Source organism: Pseudomonas cichorii, assembly GCF_003700275.1.
Lineage (GTDB): Bacteria > Pseudomonadota > Gammaproteobacteria > Pseudomonadales > Pseudomonadaceae > Aquipseudomonas > Aquipseudomonas cichorii_B.
The window spans coordinates 56,539-71,216 of sequence record NZ_RBRE01000079.1 but is presented as its reverse complement, the minus strand read 5'-3'; the positions used below and the strand labels follow the sequence as shown (position 1 = coordinate 71,216).

Annotated in this window: 13 protein-coding genes and 1 pseudogene; 12 read left to right on the top strand and 2 right to left on the bottom strand. The window is 59.6% G+C overall.

Going from position 1 to position 14,678, the window contains the following annotated elements; all coding sequences use genetic code 11:
• The first annotated feature begins 2 nt into the window (after window positions 1-2).
• The 9 genes and pseudogenes from rfaH (at window position 3) to ssuE (ending at window position 10,218) form a co-directional block, all read left to right on the top strand.
• Window positions 3-509: a transcription/translation regulatory transformer protein RfaH gene (rfaH, locus tag ALQ04_RS20440; RefSeq protein WP_122317552.1), complete on the top strand. Its 507-nt coding sequence runs from the start codon at window positions 3-5 to the stop codon at window positions 507-509.
• 63 nt (window positions 510-572) lie between these two features.
• The gene (locus tag ALQ04_RS20435) at window positions 573-1,574 is read left to right on the top strand and encodes a glycosyltransferase (RefSeq protein WP_122317551.1); all 1,002 of its coding nucleotides are present in this window, start codon (window positions 573-575) and stop codon (window positions 1,572-1,574) included.
• Window positions 1,571-2,815 carry a glycosyltransferase family 4 protein gene (locus tag ALQ04_RS20430; RefSeq protein ID WP_122317550.1) on the top strand — a complete coding sequence of 415 codons (1,245 nt, stop codon included), beginning with the start codon at window positions 1,571-1,573 and terminating at the stop codon, window positions 2,813-2,815. The genes ALQ04_RS20435 and ALQ04_RS20430 overlap by 4 nt, the downstream gene beginning before the upstream one ends.
• Window positions 2,816-2,882: 67 nt before the next feature.
• Entirely contained in the window at window positions 2,883-4,262 is a 1,380-nt protein-coding gene (locus ALQ04_RS20425) for a hypothetical protein (RefSeq protein ID WP_259645053.1), read from the top strand.
• Between the two features lie 70 nt (window positions 4,263-4,332).
• A pseudogene (locus ALQ04_RS20420) lies at window positions 4,333-5,432 on the top strand (glycosyltransferase family 4 protein).
• Window positions 5,433-5,508: 76 nt separating this feature from the next.
• Window positions 5,509-6,735: a glycosyltransferase family 4 protein gene (locus ALQ04_RS20415; RefSeq protein WP_122317549.1), complete on the top strand. Its 1,227-nt coding sequence runs from the start codon at window positions 5,509-5,511 to the stop codon at window positions 6,733-6,735.
• Between the two features lie 12 nt (window positions 6,736-6,747).
• A complete protein-coding gene (locus ALQ04_RS20410; RefSeq protein WP_122317548.1) occupies window positions 6,748-8,160 on the top strand; it encodes an undecaprenyl-phosphate glucose phosphotransferase in 1,413 nt (470 codons plus the stop codon).
• Window positions 8,161-8,324: 164 nt separating this feature from the next.
• On the top strand, window positions 8,325-9,410 hold the full coding sequence (locus tag ALQ04_RS20405; protein ID WP_122317547.1) for a polysaccharide biosynthesis/export family protein: 1,086 nt from the start codon (window positions 8,325-8,327) through the stop codon (window positions 9,408-9,410).
• 226 nt (window positions 9,411-9,636) lie between these two features.
• Complete coding sequence (gene ssuE / locus ALQ04_RS20400; protein WP_122317546.1) at window positions 9,637-10,218, top strand: NADPH-dependent FMN reductase; 582 nt, start codon at window positions 9,637-9,639, stop codon at window positions 10,216-10,218.
• 52 nt (window positions 10,219-10,270) lie between these two features.
• Here the strand turns inward: ssuE and ALQ04_RS20395 are convergent, their stop codons facing one another.
• Together ALQ04_RS20395 and ALQ04_RS20390 are read right to left on the bottom strand one after the other, a co-directional pair.
• A complete protein-coding gene (locus ALQ04_RS20395; protein ID WP_122317545.1) occupies window positions 10,271-10,552 on the bottom strand; it encodes a hypothetical protein in 282 nt (93 codons plus the stop codon).
• A 67-nt stretch (window positions 10,553-10,619) separates the two neighbouring features.
• On the bottom strand, window positions 10,620-11,528 hold the full coding sequence (locus tag ALQ04_RS20390; RefSeq protein ID WP_122317544.1) for a LysR family transcriptional regulator: 909 nt from the start codon (window positions 11,526-11,528) through the stop codon (window positions 10,620-10,622).
• Window positions 11,529-11,643: 115 nt separating this feature from the next.
• Between ALQ04_RS20390 and ALQ04_RS20385 the strand changes: the two genes are divergently transcribed.
• From ALQ04_RS20385 to ALQ04_RS20375, 3 genes are all read left to right on the top strand, one after another.
• A complete protein-coding gene (locus ALQ04_RS20385) occupies window positions 11,644-12,345 on the top strand; it encodes a CoA transferase subunit A (RefSeq protein ID WP_122317543.1) in 702 nt (233 codons plus the stop codon).
• A gap of 67 nt (window positions 12,346-12,412) precedes the next feature.
• Window positions 12,413-13,069: a CoA transferase subunit B gene (locus ALQ04_RS20380; protein WP_122317542.1), complete on the top strand. Its 657-nt coding sequence runs from the start codon at window positions 12,413-12,415 to the stop codon at window positions 13,067-13,069.
• Between the two features lie 186 nt (window positions 13,070-13,255).
• Window positions 13,256-14,674: a short-chain fatty acid transporter gene (locus tag ALQ04_RS20375; RefSeq protein ID WP_122317541.1), complete on the top strand. Its 1,419-nt coding sequence runs from the start codon at window positions 13,256-13,258 to the stop codon at window positions 14,672-14,674.
• The last annotated feature ends 4 nt before the right edge of the window (window positions 14,675-14,678 follow it).

Genomic DNA, 14,678 nt, shown 5'->3' with positions numbered 1-14,678 from the left:
TCATGACGACCTCCCATGATCCCGCCCGCTGGTATCTGATCCAGACCAAACCCCGACAGGAAGCACGGGCGCAGGAGCATTTGCAGCGCCAGCATTTCGAGTGCTACCGGCCACTCACTGCGCATGACAACCGCAAGCGCATCAAGACTGAGGAAGAGCTGTTTCCGGGATACTTGTTCATCCGCATGCATCAGGTGCATGACAACTGGTACCCGATTCGCTCAACCCGCGGTGTGGCGCGCATCGTCACCTTTGGCGGGCATCCGGTGCCGGTTCAGGATCACCTGATCGAACAGATTCGCCAGCGCCTGCTGGCGCCCAGGCCCAGGGCGATGTTTACCCAGGGGGAGCATGTGTTGATCACTGCGGGAGGCCTCTGCGATGTCGAGGCGATTTTCCTTTCGGCAGACGGCACCGAGCGCGCAGTCATTCTGCTTAACCTGTTGCAGCGCCAGCAGAAAGTGGTGATCCCCATCAGCAGCCTGTCATCGATGCAGGCCAGAGCCTGAATCAATCGGCTCCTGCCCAGAGCGGGTGACAACGATACAGAACCTCCATCCTGGAACCTCACCATGATCAACCGAACCACACTGGTGACGCTCACCTACGGTGATCGTTTCAAGTACCTGCACACTCTGGTCAGTCGTTCACTGGAAAGTCCGCTCATAGAGCGCGTCATCATCGTCAGCAATGCTTCGGTGGCGCCGCTTGAGTCCTTGAGCCAGAAATGGCCCGGGCAGGTCCAGGTCATCCATCTGCCCGACAATACCGGCTCGGCCAACGGCTATTCGGTAGGCATCAAGGCTGCGCTGGAGGCCGGGGCCGAGTACATCTGGCTGATGGACGATGACAATGCGCCCACCATCAATGCCATTGCGATCCTGCACAAGTACCTGCATCAACAGGAGCAGATCCACGGCAAGGACCAGACCGCCATGCTGGGCTTTCGTCCCACCCATCAGGCCGACATCGCCTGCGGAGTGCCGCAACGTTTCGCCATCCAGCGCCGTTCGAGCTTTTTCGGCTTTCATATCGCGCAACTGCCCTACAAGATCTGGCGCCGCCTGCCCTGGGGCAAGCCTCAGGCACTGCAGGATGCGCCACTCATGGTGCAATTGCCGTTTGCAACCTATGGCGGCCTGCTGGCCCATCGCAGCCTGTACCAGAAGATCGGACTGCCGCTCGATGCCTTGAAACTGTATGCCGACGACAGCGAGTACACCTGGCGCATCACCGCCGGCGGCGGGCGGATTTTCCTGGTGCCCGAAGCCCTGCTCGACGACCTGGAAGACTCGTGGAACATCAAGGCCCGCAGCAGCAATGTCTACGAGAACTACCTGCTCGGCGGCTCGGACTTGCGTGCGTATTACGGCGCACGGAATCAGGCCTGGTTCGACAAAAATGTCTGGGCGTCTTCATCGCTGCTTTACCGGCTCAACCGCTGGATATTTTTCTGCCTGCTCAGGCTGATCGCCAGACGTTGCGATGCGGCACAACGCCTGAACCTGATCGAAACTGCCATTCGCGACGGTGAAGCCGGCGTACTGGGCCTGAACAGGAGCTATCCATTATGAAAATCCTGTTCATCAGCAGTCTTTATGCACCGGATATAGGCGGTGGCGCAGAGATCATCCTGCAACGCATGGTCGAAGGCCTGCAGCAGCGCGGCTATGGCGTGACGGTCCTGTGCACTACCGCACAGCCGGGGCTGCACATGGACGCAGTCAACCAGATCAAGGTCTATCGTGCCGGCCTGCACAACACTTACTGGCATTTCACGGCCCAGCGTCCGGGACGTCTGGCCAGACTTGGCTGGCACCTGCGCGATCGCTACAACCCCGGCATGCGCGGCCATGTAAAGCGTGTGCTGGAACTGGAGCAGCCGGACCTGGTGATGTGTCACAACCTCACCGGCTGGTCGGTTTCGGCCTGGGACGAAATCAGTCTGGCCGGGCTTGCGGTGGTGCAGGTGCTGCATGACATGTACCTGCTTTGCCCGAGCAGCACCATGTTCAAGAAAGGCCATAGCTGCCAGCGTCAGTGCGGCCTCTGCATGCGCTTTCGTACCGGCCACGATGAACGCTCCTCGCAAGTGGACGCGGTGGTCGGCGTCAGCCGCTTCCTGCTCGACAGCTTGCAGAAGCGGGATTATTTCAAGGGCACGAAAAGCTACGTCGTCTATAACGCCAGCCCGTGTCCTGCACCTGCCGCAGAACCCTGTGCAGATACGCCAACACCGTCCGATGCGCCGCTGCGCTTCGGCTATATAGGCACCCTGTCGGACCCCAAGGGGGTGGGCTGGCTGATCGAACAGTTCCAGCATCTGCCCTTCAACGCCACCTTGCAGATCGCCGGGCGCGGGCAGCTCAACGACGAGCAACGCTTCAAGGCGATGGCCAGCTCACCGAACATCAGCTTCGTCGGTTACCAGAACCCCGAAACCTTCTACAAGCAGATCGATGTCGCGATTGTGCCGTCCGTATGGAACGAGCCGTTCGGCATGGTCGCCGTGGAAGCCTGCGCCCACTCGCGACCGGTCATCGCCAGTCGCATGGGCGGGTTAACGGAAATCATCAAGGATCAGGTCAACGGCCTGCTATGCAGCCCGGACGACCCGGATTCACTGGGGCTGGCCATGCTCAAGCTGCACCAGCAACCCAGGCTGCTGGCACGCCTTGGAGCACAGGCGCGCGACAGTGTCCGCGAGTTCCTGAGCCTGGAACTGATGCTCGACCAGTATGAAAGCATCCTGATCCAGACCCTGCAGGACAGGATCGCATTACCCCGGCTGCAGTCCCTGCCCGATACCGCGTAGTGACATCCATCGGCCCGTGCCCCACTGAGCAAGTGCTCCGGACCGCGCCTCTTGATTGAGACAACCCATGTCAAGAACACCTGCATCCTGTTCAGACGGTGTGAAAACTGCTGCGCTCGGTCCGGCTTCGTTTTCCCACTCTCTGTGTTGGCGCAAACTGTTGATGGTTTTGCTGTCGTGGCTGCTTTCGATTCGTATCGCACTGGGAGAAGAGACATTCATCATTGGCGTCGACACCCAATTGATGAATGACAACGGCTCGTCGGCCAAGGTCCTCAGACTGCTGGAAGAAGCCGGAGTCAACTCGGTTCGCGACGATGCCTACTGGAGCACAGTCGAACCCAGGCGCGGCTTCATGCGTATCGACCCGGCCTGGCGAGAGTACTTGAGCAAAACCCAGGAACACCGCTTGCGGCCCCTGCTGGTACTGGGCTACGGCAACCCGTTTTATGAAAACTATGCCAAGCCCCGTCAGCCGCCCGTGAGTCTGGCCTTCGGCAATTACGTCAGCTTTGTCAGCCGGGAACTGGCCGACAGCGTCGATCTCTACGAAATCTGGAACGAGTGGGACCGGGACAACCCTGTCGATGCCTGGGCGACCAAGGACTACAGCAACCTGATCGAAGACAGCGTTGCGCACATTCGCAAGCAGAAACAACCGGTGACGATCCTGGCCGGCGCAGTGACCAGCCTGGGCATGGAGCTGGGGTTCGCCGACCGGCTGATCCAGAACGGCATCCTCAATCAGGTCGACGGTTTGTCGCTGCATCCTTATGTGCATTGCCGTCACGAAGAACGACACACCCCGGAACGCTGGATCGCCTGGCTGCGCTGGATCGATGCGGACCTCAGAACCCTTGCCGCACGCCCGGTGCCGTTGTACCTGACGGAAATGGGCTGGCCCACCAATACCGGCAAGTGCGGCATCAGCGAACAGACCCAGGCGGCCTTTCTGGCGCGCAGTTTTTTCCTGGCCCAGACCGTGCCGGATATCAAGGGCCTGTGGTGGAACGGCCTGATCGACAGCGGCAGAGACAGCAATGACCCACAACAGAATTTCGGCCTGCTCAAGTATGACCTGAGCCTGAAGCCGTCCTACCTGACCCTCAAGGCCATCAGCAGCACGCTGCTCGAATACCGCTATGACGCCGAAAAGAGCCGCGAACTGGGAAGCACCTATCTGCTGAGATTCGCCAAGGGCGCAGAACAGATACTGGTGGCCTGGACCACAGGAACACCGCGGCGGACCCACGTGGAAGCCAGCAGCATGCAGCACGGCACTGTCCGGATGATCGACAGTGGCCAGCCCGAAAGAGGCCTGTTCGACACGGATATCGTCTGGAGCTGCAATGACGCGCGCTGCTCGGCTCAGGTGCCGATCGATGAGTTTCCAAAAATAATCAGTCTGGGCACAAGACCAGCGCTATTCGCTCACGACGCGCACTGAGTTGCAGTCATCCAGTCGTTACCCGCGCCAGGCGGATTCAAATCACTCACTACCTTGCAGGATGCACTTAATGATTTTTATCAATGCTCGATTTCTTACCCAGGAAATAGGCGGGGTCCAGCGCTTCGCAGAGCAGTTATGCCTTGCACTCAAGGAAATACGCAACGATCTGGTTTTTGTCGCCCCTCACGGGATCAAGAGGCATGAAAGCGCCAAGGCGCTGGAGGTACGCTGCATTGGCCGCAACAGTGGCCACCTGTGGGAACAACTCGACCTGCCGCTGTACCTGCGCCGCCAGGGCAACCCGTTGCTGCTGTCGACCTGCAGCACCGGGCCGATGCTGTACAGCAATCATATTGCGACACACCACGACATTACCTATGTACGCTTCCCGCACAGCTACACCCGCATGTTCAGAACCGTGTACCGGATCATCACGCCGATCATGCTTTCGCGGATCAAGACTCTGGTCACCAGCAGCAGCTTTTCCAAAGGCGAGATTTCCCGGTTCTACGGTTTTGCGGAAAAGAAAGTCCTGGTCCTGCCTGCAGCAGTCAGCGATGCATTCGTCCCGGCCACGCCAACAGAGAATGTCGGGAAATACCTGCTGGCCGTGTCCTCGCCCAGCGCACACAAGAACTTCCACCGCATGATCCAGGCGTTCATGAGCCTGCGCGGCCATGAAGACGTGCAGGCGCTCACGGGGTATTTGCCGATCCGGATCTGCAACGCCTGGCCTGTCGGGACCCTCGAATCCGCTTTCTGGGACGGCTCAGCGATGCCGAACTGATCAAGCAATACCAGGGCGCGACGGCTTTCGTCTTTCCGTCGCTGTATGAAGGTTTCGGCATTCCGCCGCTGGAAGCACAGGCCTGCGGCTGTCCGGTACTGGCCGCCAATGCGGCCTCGATTCCCGAAGTGCTGCAAGCCAGCGCACTGTATTTCGACCCTCTGGACGTCAGCCACATCGCGGCCGCCATGCAACGCATGCTCAGTGATGCGCCGCTACGCAAGGCGCTGCGCCAGCATGGACTGAACAACGTCACACGCTTTTCCTGGGAAAGCTCGGCAAAACGCCTGTCTCAACGAATCGACGCCCTGCTGAGCACATGCCCGCAGCACGCAGCCAGCACCCGCCCCGTGCCGGAATCCCCTTCGGGAAAAAGCTGAATCTCACTTACTGCCACGCCAAGACGCGATCAGCCTGCGCCTGAAGTAGAGCGAGCTTACAGAGCAAGGAATCTCCATGAGAATTGCTATCGTCCACGACTGGCTGGTGACCTATGCCGGTGCCGAGCGCGTGCTGGCTTCACTGATCAACATCTGGCCCGAGGCCGATCTGTTTGCGGTCATCGATTTTCTCAGCGATGAAGACCGCGCCCACCTGGGCGGCAAGGTCGCTACCACCACGTTCATACAGAACCTGCCCAAAGCCAGGACCCGCTACCAGCGCTACCTGCCGCTGATGCCGCTGGCCATCGAGCAACTGGACCTGTCCGGCTACGACCTGATCGTCAGCAGCAGTCATGCCGTGGCCAAAGGCGTGCTCACCGGTCCTGACCAGTTGCACGTCAGCTATGTGCACTCGCCGATTCGTTACGCCTGGGACCTGCAGCACCAATACCTGCGCGAGTCAGGCCTGAACAAGGGCCTCAAGGGCAAGCTGGCGCGGCTGGTGCTGCATTACATGCGCATGTGGGATCAGCGCACTTCAACCGGCGTCGATGATTTCATCGCCAATTCCCGTTTCATTGCGGCACGGATCAGCAAGGCCTACCGCCGCGAGTCCACGGTGATCTACCCGCCAGTGGACACCCAGAACTTCACTTTCAACGGAGGCACCCGCCAGGACTATTACTTCACCGCCTCACGCATGGTGCCCTACAAGCGTTTGCCGATGATCATCGAGGCCTTTGCCAGCATGCCGGACAAACATCTGGTAGTGGTCGGCGATGGTCCGGACCTGGCCAAGGCGCAGGCCATTGCCAGCAAGGCGCCCAACGTCCGGCTGCTGGGTTTTCAGCCTGCCGCCGTACTGATTGAGCACATGCGCGCCGCCAGGGCGTTCGTGTTCGCCGCCGAAGAGGATTTCGGCATCAGCCCGGTGGAGGCTCAGGCCTGCGGCACGCCGGTGATTGCCTTTGGCAAGGGTGGCGTGCTGGAAACCGTGCACGGGCTGGACCATCCCCACCCAACCGGGGTGTTCTATCAGCAGCAGACCGTGGCTTCGCTGATCGCTGCGGTGGCCGAGTTCGAGTCCGCGCAGTCGCTCATCAGTGCCCAGGCCTGCCGGGCCAACGCCGAGCGTTTCTCGATCAGGCGCTTTGAGCAGGAAATCCGCTCGTTCGTCGAGAGCCGCCTGAGCGCCGCGCATCAGCCTCCGCTGCCGACCCGGCACTGGCTGAATCAGAACGCCACGAGCCTGATCAACAACGAAGTGTCGTCCCGAGTCGTTCCAATCGAATCCGTTTGAGCGAGTCCTTAAATGCGCACCCCCGTACGCGGCATCCTGCACGCCCATCAATCGGCCTTGTCGGTGGCACATCGTCTGCTGGACCTGACAATCATTGTTCTGATCGGGTATTGGCAGAGTCGGAACCAGCCAGCCGCCAGCACTGCCGAAATATGGTTCCAGATCATCCTCGCCGTGCTGGTGTTCCACTGGCTGAGCGAGTTCCATCAACTCTATGGCTCATGGCGTGGCGAGCGCATTCTTCGCGAGCTGACCAAGGTCTTCAACTACTGGGCGCTGACCTTTGTCCTGCTGCTGTCCGTGGACTACCTGTTGTTCAGCCGTTCACAGATGCCCGATAACAGCCACATGAGCTGGTTCGCGCTGGTGCTGACGGCCTTGTGCGGCTACCGGCTGTTGATTCGCCGGGTCCTGCACGGTTTGCGGCGCCATGGTTTCAATACCCGGCGAGTCGCGATTGTCGGCACCGGCCAGGTCGGCGCACGACTGGCGCATTCGATTTCCAGTGCGCCCTGGATGGGCCTGAATCTGCTCGGCTTCTACGACTCGCAACCGCGGCAGATGGACCTGGACAGCCAGGGCTACCATGTGCCAGTGCTCGGCAACCTCGAACAACTGATCGAGGACGCCCGTGAAGGCAAGGTCGACAAGGTTTACATCACCCTGGCTTTCAGCGGGGAAGCACACCTGCGCGAGCTGATTACCGGTTTGAGCGATACCACGGCGTCGGTGTACCTGATCCCGGATATTTTCATGTTCGAGTTGCTGCATGCCCGCAGCGAGAGCATCAACGGCCTGGCCAGCATCAGCATTTTCGACTCGCCCATGGACGGTGCCTGGAGCCTGGTCAAGCGCGCCGAGGACATTCTGCTGTCGAGTCTGATCCTGCTGCTGATCGCCCTGCCCATGCTGCTGATCGCCATCGCGATCAAGCTGACTTCGCGTGGCCCGGTGCTGTTTCGCCAGCGCCGTTACGGCCTGGATGGACGAGCGATCATGGTCTGGAAATTTCGCAGCATGAATGTCCAGGAAAACGGCGCCGTGGTGCTTCAGGCCACACGCAACGACGCACGTATCACGCCGCTCGGCGCCTTTCTGCGGCGCACCTCGCTGGATGAATTGCCGCAGTTCTTCAACGTGCTGCGCGGCGACATGTCCATCGTCGGCCCGCGCCCGCATGCCGTTGCGCACAACGAGCAATACCGCCGGCAGGTCAGCGGCTACATGCTGCGCCACAAGGTCAAGCCGGGGATTACCGGTTGGGCACAGATCAACGGCTGGCGCGGCGAAACCGACACGCTGGACAAGATGCAGAAACGGGTCGAGTTCGACCTTGAATACATCGAGCACTGGTCGCTCTGGCTGGATCTCAAAATCATCCTGTTGACCCTGTTCAAGGGCTTTCTCAACAAGAACGCCTTCTGAACGACTCGACAGACCCTGGCCAAAACCCAAACACAGGATTCCGGGCGCCCACACCCGGCGGGAGGTACGTGCGCACAGAAAACATGAATCAGCAGAAACACGCTGGAAAGGGACGCAATGAAATCATCGTGGTGCCAGACGCACCGTCAGCAAGGAACACTCATATGAATCGAAACCTAGTTGTTGTGCTGCTCTCCAGTCTGATATTGCATGGATGTGTGTTTGCCCCCGGCCAACACATGACTCCAGGCGATATTACGGCGGAAGATCCAAATGGCCCCAAGGCTCAACTGGTCGACATCACCCCCGCCAGTCTGCAACAACAGCAGCGCCTGGCCTCCAATGGCGGAACGTTACCCAGCGAGCTGCTGAACTACAAAACCCCGGAATACGCGGTCGGTCCGGGCGACACCCTGCTGGTCACGGTCTTCGAGCACCCGGAACTGACTGCACCGGGCTCGCAGGACCAGTTGGACGCCAATACCCGGGAAGTGCTGAGCGACGGCACGCTGTTCTTTCCCTATGTCGGCAAGATCAGGGCCGGCGGCAGAACCGTCAGCCAGATTCGCGAACAATTGCGCATGGGCCTGGCTCCGCAGTACACCGAGGTCAAGGTTGACGTCAAAGTGCTGCGCTACAACAGCCAGCGCGTCCTGCTCTCGGGCTCGTTCAAGACGCCCGGGCCGCAATCGATCACCAATATTCCCTTGAGCCTGGTGCAGGCGGTGAGCACCGCCGGTATCGACCTGACCGACGCCAACCTGGCCGGGCTGACTCTCAGGCGCGATGGCAAGGACTACCTGATCGATATCGATTCGCTCAACCGCCGAGGTTCGCAACTGAGCAAGATATTCCTCAAGGATGGCGATTACCTGCACCTCAACAGCAACTCCAAGAACAAGATCTATGTGCTGGGCGAAGTGCGTAACCCGCAGGTCATCTCTTTCGGCACCACCAGCGTGACGTTGCTTGAAGCCCTGGGCAACTCCGGAGGCCTGAGCCCGGAAAGCGCCGATGGCGACGCGGTGTATGTGATTCGTGGCGTCGAGAATCAGGCCAACTCGGTTTCGACGGTCTATCACCTCAACGCCGAAAAACCCACCGCCTACCTGCTGGCTCGCCAGTTTGAACTCCAGGCCCAGGATGTGGTGTTTGTCGGGCCTGCCAATATCACCCGCTGGAGCCGCTTCATCAGTCAACTGCTCGGCTCGGCCAGTGTGGTACAGACAGGCGCAGCGTTCAGGAACTGAACCCGGCCGCAAGACATCCCTGCACATGGTGCGGGGATTTTTTTGCCCGGACAAACTGTTGCCGCAGCAACAGTGGTTCAACACTTGCCGGTCGGATCAGCATCCGTGGTCGCTGGGCACGGCTCTTTAAATAAAAATAAATCCTTTAATTTCAATAGCTTGAAAAATAAAGACGACTGGCACAGATGCTGCTTTGCAGGTATACGCTTATCGCAAGGAATTCCGCATGCTGGTCGTTTCGCTTTCAGGCAGTCCCTCCCCCAAATCCCGTTCCGGCGTCGTGCTGGCCCACGCCAGTCGCTGGCTGGAGAATCAGGGCGTTGAGGTCAAGACACTACGTATCCGTGACTTCGCGGCCGAAGACCTGCTCTTCGCCCGCTTCGACAGCCCACAGGTGCAAGACTTCATCGAGGCCGTCCGGCAAGCCGACGGGCTGCTGATCGGTACGCCGGTCTACAAGGCTTCATTTTCCGGTGCCCTGAAGACGCTGCTGGATCTGCTTCCAGAGCGGGCACTGTACGGCAAAGTGGTCCTGCCACTGGCCACCGGCGGTAGCATCGCGCATATGTTGGCGGTGGATTACGCACTCAAGCCGGTGCTGTCCGCACTGAAATCACAGGAAGTGCTGCACGGTATCTTCGCCATCGACAGTCAGATCGGCTACAGCGATAACTCACTGGGCGGTGAGCTGGACGAGATTCTCACAGAGCGGCTGCGTGAAGGGCTGGAGCATTTTCTGCTGGGCTTGCAGCATCGCCTGCAGGCGCGCCGCAAAAAGGAAGGTGGGCATTTGCAACTGGCGTTATAGAAGGTTTTCACTCTGGTCACGGGCAGGCGCATGTCTTGCCCGAAACCAGCCTTCAGCCGCGATTACCTTCCAGCAATGCACCTCGCTCAACACTGACTTCACCCTGTTGGTCAAACTTGCGCACCTGCTGCAAGGTAGGATCAGCCATCAATTGGGCCTTGCGGCTCTGGTATTCGTTGAACGACAGACCGCGACGGTTCAGGTCTTCAAGTGCCAGTTGGTGAGTCTCTTCAGCCGTGTAAGGACGCAGTTCGACGGAGTGATGCGTGGAGCAGCCGCCCAGAAGGACAACGCTGAAAAAAACGACAAGACCAAGAGCGAAAACCTGATTCATGGGAGCCTCCAGACTGACTCGTTGCGGGAATGAACAAAGGTTAATCCCCGCCGCCGTCTGTCAGAAATCATCCGTCGTGATAGTAGCTATCGACCTTTTCGGCGTAGTGAATCAAAACCTCGCGTAACGCATGGGCGGCCGCAGACAGCTTGTGGTCGGCGAGCATCATCAGACCGATACGGCGCTCGATGCGCGGTTCGACCAGCGCAATGCAACAGGCACCCAACTCCTGCATCTGCTGAATGCACAACGCGGGTACCGCACTGACGCCCAGGCCATTGGCAACCATGCGGCCGATTGTGGACAACTGATGGCTCTCGAAGGCCACCGAAAGCTTGCCGTGTTGTGTCTGAATCGCCTGTTCCAGCAGCAGGCGCACGGCCGAAGGTCGTTGCAGGGCGATGAAATCCTCGCGCAACAGCTCGCGCCAGGTCACTTCACTGCGCCCGGCCAGCGGCGAGTCGGCAGCGACCACCGCAACGAAGCGGTCCATATAGAACGGCGTGAACAGCAGCGAACTACTGGATTCGGGCTCAAAGCCGATGCCCAGTTCAACCCGTCGATGGCGGACCATTTCCACCACCTGCTCGTTGATTACGTCATGCACCGCGACGTTGACCCGCGGATAACGCCCGCGAAATACCTTCAATGCGCCCGGCAACAGATTGCCCGCGAATGACGGCATCGCCGCCACCGACACCTTGCCCATTTGCAGGGTAAAGCGCTGGCGCAGCAGTTCTTCGGTGTTGTCCCAGTCCGCCAGCAACTGGCGCGCCAGAGGCAGCAGGGTTTCGCCCTCCGGGGTCAGGCTGACCGTGCGCGTGGTGCGAATGAGCAGTTGCCCGCCCAGGTCTTCCTCCAGACTCTTGATGGTCAGACTCAAGGCCGGTTGCGAAAGGTGCAGCCGCTCGCCCGCCTGGGCAAAGCTCAGGCATTGGGCAACTGCCAGGAACGCCCGAAGCTGTTTGACGTTCATATATTTGCTTTTCTTATCAATTGATCAGAAAAACAAAATTAACAAATCACTGACCTGGAGAGAAGATGCACTCACCACGGCCCTTGTCGATCAACAATAAAAAAGGCGGATCATCATGGCTGGACTCGATAAACGTGTTGCAACCTACGAAGAGGCCCTTGCCGGCCTGACCGATAACATGACGGTGCTGTGCGGCGGCTTCGGCCTGTGTGGCATTCCGGAAAACCTCATCGCGCAGATCAAGCGCATGGGCATCAAAGGCCTGACAGTGGTTTCCAACAACTGCGGGGTCGATGGTTTCGGCCTCGGCATCCTGCTGGAAGATCACCAGATCCGCAAAATGATCTCCTCCTATGTCGGTGAGAACGCGCTTTTCGAGCGGCAGTTGCTCAGTGGCGAACTGGAAGTCGAACTCACCCCGCAAGGCACCCTGGCGGAAAAACTGCGGGCGGGCGGTGCAGGCATCCCGGCGTTCTATACCGCCACCGGCTACGGCACACCGGTTGCCGAAGGCAAGGAAACCCGCCAGTTCAACGGACGCAATGTAATTCTGGAAGAAGCCATTACCGGCGACTTCGCGCTTATCAGAGGCTGGAAAGCCGACCACTTCGGTAACGTGATCTACCGTCATACCGCGCAGAACTTCAATCCGGTGGTCGCCACGGCGGGCCGAATCACCGTGGTCGAGGTCGAGGAAATCGTCGAACCGGGCGTGCTGCTGCCCACCCAGATTCACACCCCCGGCATTTATGTCGACCGGGTGATTCAGGGCACGTTCGAGAAACGCATCGAGCAGCGCACCCTGAAGAAGTCCTGAACACGTCGAACTCCCGGGCGTTTCCTCTGTACTGGAAACGGCATACAACAAAAAGAGATTTCAGACCATGGCACTTTCCCGCGAACAAATGGCTCAACGTGTCGCCCGCGAACTGAAAGACGGTTATTACGTGAACCTGGGCATCGGCATTCCGACGCTGGTCGCCAACTACGTCCCGGACAACATCGATGTGATGCTGCAATCGGAAAACGGCCTGCTGGGCATGGGCGAATACCCCACCGAAGAAACCATTGATGCCGACATGATCAACGCCGGCAAACAGACCGTGACAGCGCGTGTCGGCGCATCGATTTTCTCTTCGGCGGAATCCTTCGCCATGATCCGGGGCGGCCATGTCGACCTTACGGTACTTGGTGCCTTTGAGGTGGATGTGGAGGGCAACATTGCGTCCTGGATGATCCCCGGCAAGCTGGTCAAGGGCATGGGCGGCGCCATGGATCTGGTGGCGGGTGCGGAAAACATCATCGTCACCATGACCCATGCCTCCAAGGATGGCGAATCCAAACTGCTGTCGCGCTGCAGCCTGCCGTTGACCGGTGCCGGGTGCATCCGCCGGGTGCTGACTGACCTGGCGTATCTGGAAATCGAAAACGGTGCCTTTATCCTGCGCGAACGTGCGCCGGGGGTCAGCGTGGAAGAAATCGTCGCCAAAACCGCCGGCAAGCTGATCGTGCCGGATGATGTGATCGAAATGTCGTTCTGAAGTACTCCTGTTTTTCGCGAATGAATTCGCTCCAGTGCCCGTATTTATTTGCTGTCTGGAATACAGCTGTCGCGGGCAAGTCCCCTCCCAGGTTTGAACGTCGTTCACTTTTTTGGGAGGGGCTTGTCCGTGACGGCGTAAGACAACATCTGTCTTCCCATAACAATAATTAAAGGTAATCCCCACGTGGCCACTCATATAGAAGAAAGCCGTTCCGCCCGCTTTGCCCTGCGCTGTGCCGCCTGGGCCGAGCGCTGGTTCCCCGACTCCTGGGTATTCGCCGCACTGGCGGTGGCCATCGTCACTCTGGCGACGCTGGCCATCGGTGCCAGACCGACCGAAGCGGCCAAGGCCTTCGGCGACGGCTTCTGGAGCCTGATCCCGTTCACCATGCAGATGGCTTTCGTGGTCATCGGCGGCTATGTGGTCGCCAGTTCGCCGCCCGCAGTACGCCTGATCGACCGACTGGCGCGCATCCCCAGCAATGGCCGCTCGGCGGTCGCCTGGGTAGCGCTGATTTCCATGCTGGCTTCATTGTTGAACTGGGGACTTTCACTGGTGTTCGGCGGCTTGCTGGTGCGAGCCCTCGCCCGTCGCGCCGACCTGCGCATGGACTATCGCGCTGCGGGTGCTGCGGCCTATCTGGGGCTGGGCGCGGTCTGGGCGCTGGGACTCTCGTCCTCCGCAGCCCAGTTGCAAGCCAACCCTGGCAGCCTGCCGCCGTCGATCCTGGCAATCACCGGCGTGATTCCTTTCACGGAAACCATCTTTCTCTGGCAGTCCGGGGTCATGCTCGCAGCGCTGGTGGTGATTTCCCTGATCGTTGCCTACGCCACCGCACCCGGTCCCAATACGGCCAGGGATGCCCAGGCCTGCGGCGTGGACCCGGCCTTCAACCTGCCGCCCTTGCCGCCACGCACGCGCCCCGGCGAATGGCTGGAATACAGCCCGCTGCTGATCATTCTGATGGTATTGCTGGGCGCTGGCTGGCTGTTCAACGAGTTTTCGACCAAGCCGGCAATCACCGCGATTTCAGGGCTGAACACCTATAACTTCCTGTTCATCATGCTCGGCGCGCTGCTGCACTGGCGCCCGCGCAGCTTTCTGGATGCCGTGACCCGCGCCGTACCGACCACCACCGGCGTGCTGATCCAGTTCCCGCTCTACGGTTCGATCGCCGCATTGCTGACCACCGTCAAAGGCAGCGATGCGCAAACCCTGGCGCACCATATCTCGACCTTTTTCACCAGCATTGCCACCCATGACACCTACGCGGTGCTGATGGGCGTCTACTCGGCGATATTGGGGTTCTTCATCCCGTCGGGTGGCGGCAAATGGATCATCGAGGCGCCTTACGTGATGCAGGTCGCCAATGAACTGCAGTATCACCTGGGCTGGGCCGTACAGATCTACAACGCGGCGGAAGCCTTGCCCAACCTGATCAACCCGTTCTACATGCTGCCGCTACTGGGCGTCCTGGGCTTGAAGGCCCGCGACCTGATCGGTTTCTCGTTCGTCCAGTTGCTGGTGCATACGCCGCTGGTGCTGTTCCTGCTCTGGGCATTGGGGACGACACTGAGCTATATACCGCCGATGATGCCCTGAACGG

Excerpts from the sequence above, each read along its gene's own strand:
- ALQ04_RS20435 (WP_122317551.1), top strand. The coding sequence starts at position 573 with ATGATCAACCGAACCACACTGGTGACGCTCACCTACGGTGATCGTTTC.
- ALQ04_RS20405 (WP_122317547.1), top strand. The coding sequence starts at position 8,325 with ATGAATCGAAACCTAGTTGTTGTGCTGCTCTCCAGTCTGATATTGCAT.
- ALQ04_RS20410 (WP_122317548.1), top strand. The coding sequence starts at position 6,748 with ATGCGCACCCCCGTACGCGGCATCCTGCACGCCCATCAATCGGCCTTG.
- ALQ04_RS20390 (WP_122317544.1), bottom strand. The coding sequence starts at position 11,528 with ATGAACGTCAAACAGCTTCGGGCGTTCCTGGCAGTTGCCCAATGCCTG.
- ALQ04_RS20430 (WP_122317550.1), top strand. The coding sequence starts at position 1,571 with ATGAAAATCCTGTTCATCAGCAGTCTTTATGCACCGGATATAGGCGGT.
- rfaH (WP_122317552.1), top strand. The coding sequence starts at position 3 with ATGACGACCTCCCATGATCCCGCCCGCTGGTATCTGATCCAGACCAAA.
- ssuE (WP_122317546.1), top strand. The coding sequence starts at position 9,637 with ATGCTGGTCGTTTCGCTTTCAGGCAGTCCCTCCCCCAAATCCCGTTCC.
- ALQ04_RS20425 (WP_259645053.1), top strand. The coding sequence starts at position 2,883 with ATGTCAAGAACACCTGCATCCTGTTCAGACGGTGTGAAAACTGCTGCG.
- ALQ04_RS20385 (WP_122317543.1), top strand. The coding sequence starts at position 11,644 with ATGGCTGGACTCGATAAACGTGTTGCAACCTACGAAGAGGCCCTTGCC.
- ALQ04_RS20380 (WP_122317542.1), top strand. The coding sequence starts at position 12,413 with ATGGCACTTTCCCGCGAACAAATGGCTCAACGTGTCGCCCGCGAACTG.
- ALQ04_RS20395 (WP_122317545.1), bottom strand. The coding sequence starts at position 10,552 with ATGAATCAGGTTTTCGCTCTTGGTCTTGTCGTTTTTTTCAGCGTTGTC.
- ALQ04_RS20415 (WP_122317549.1), top strand. The coding sequence starts at position 5,509 with ATGAGAATTGCTATCGTCCACGACTGGCTGGTGACCTATGCCGGTGCC.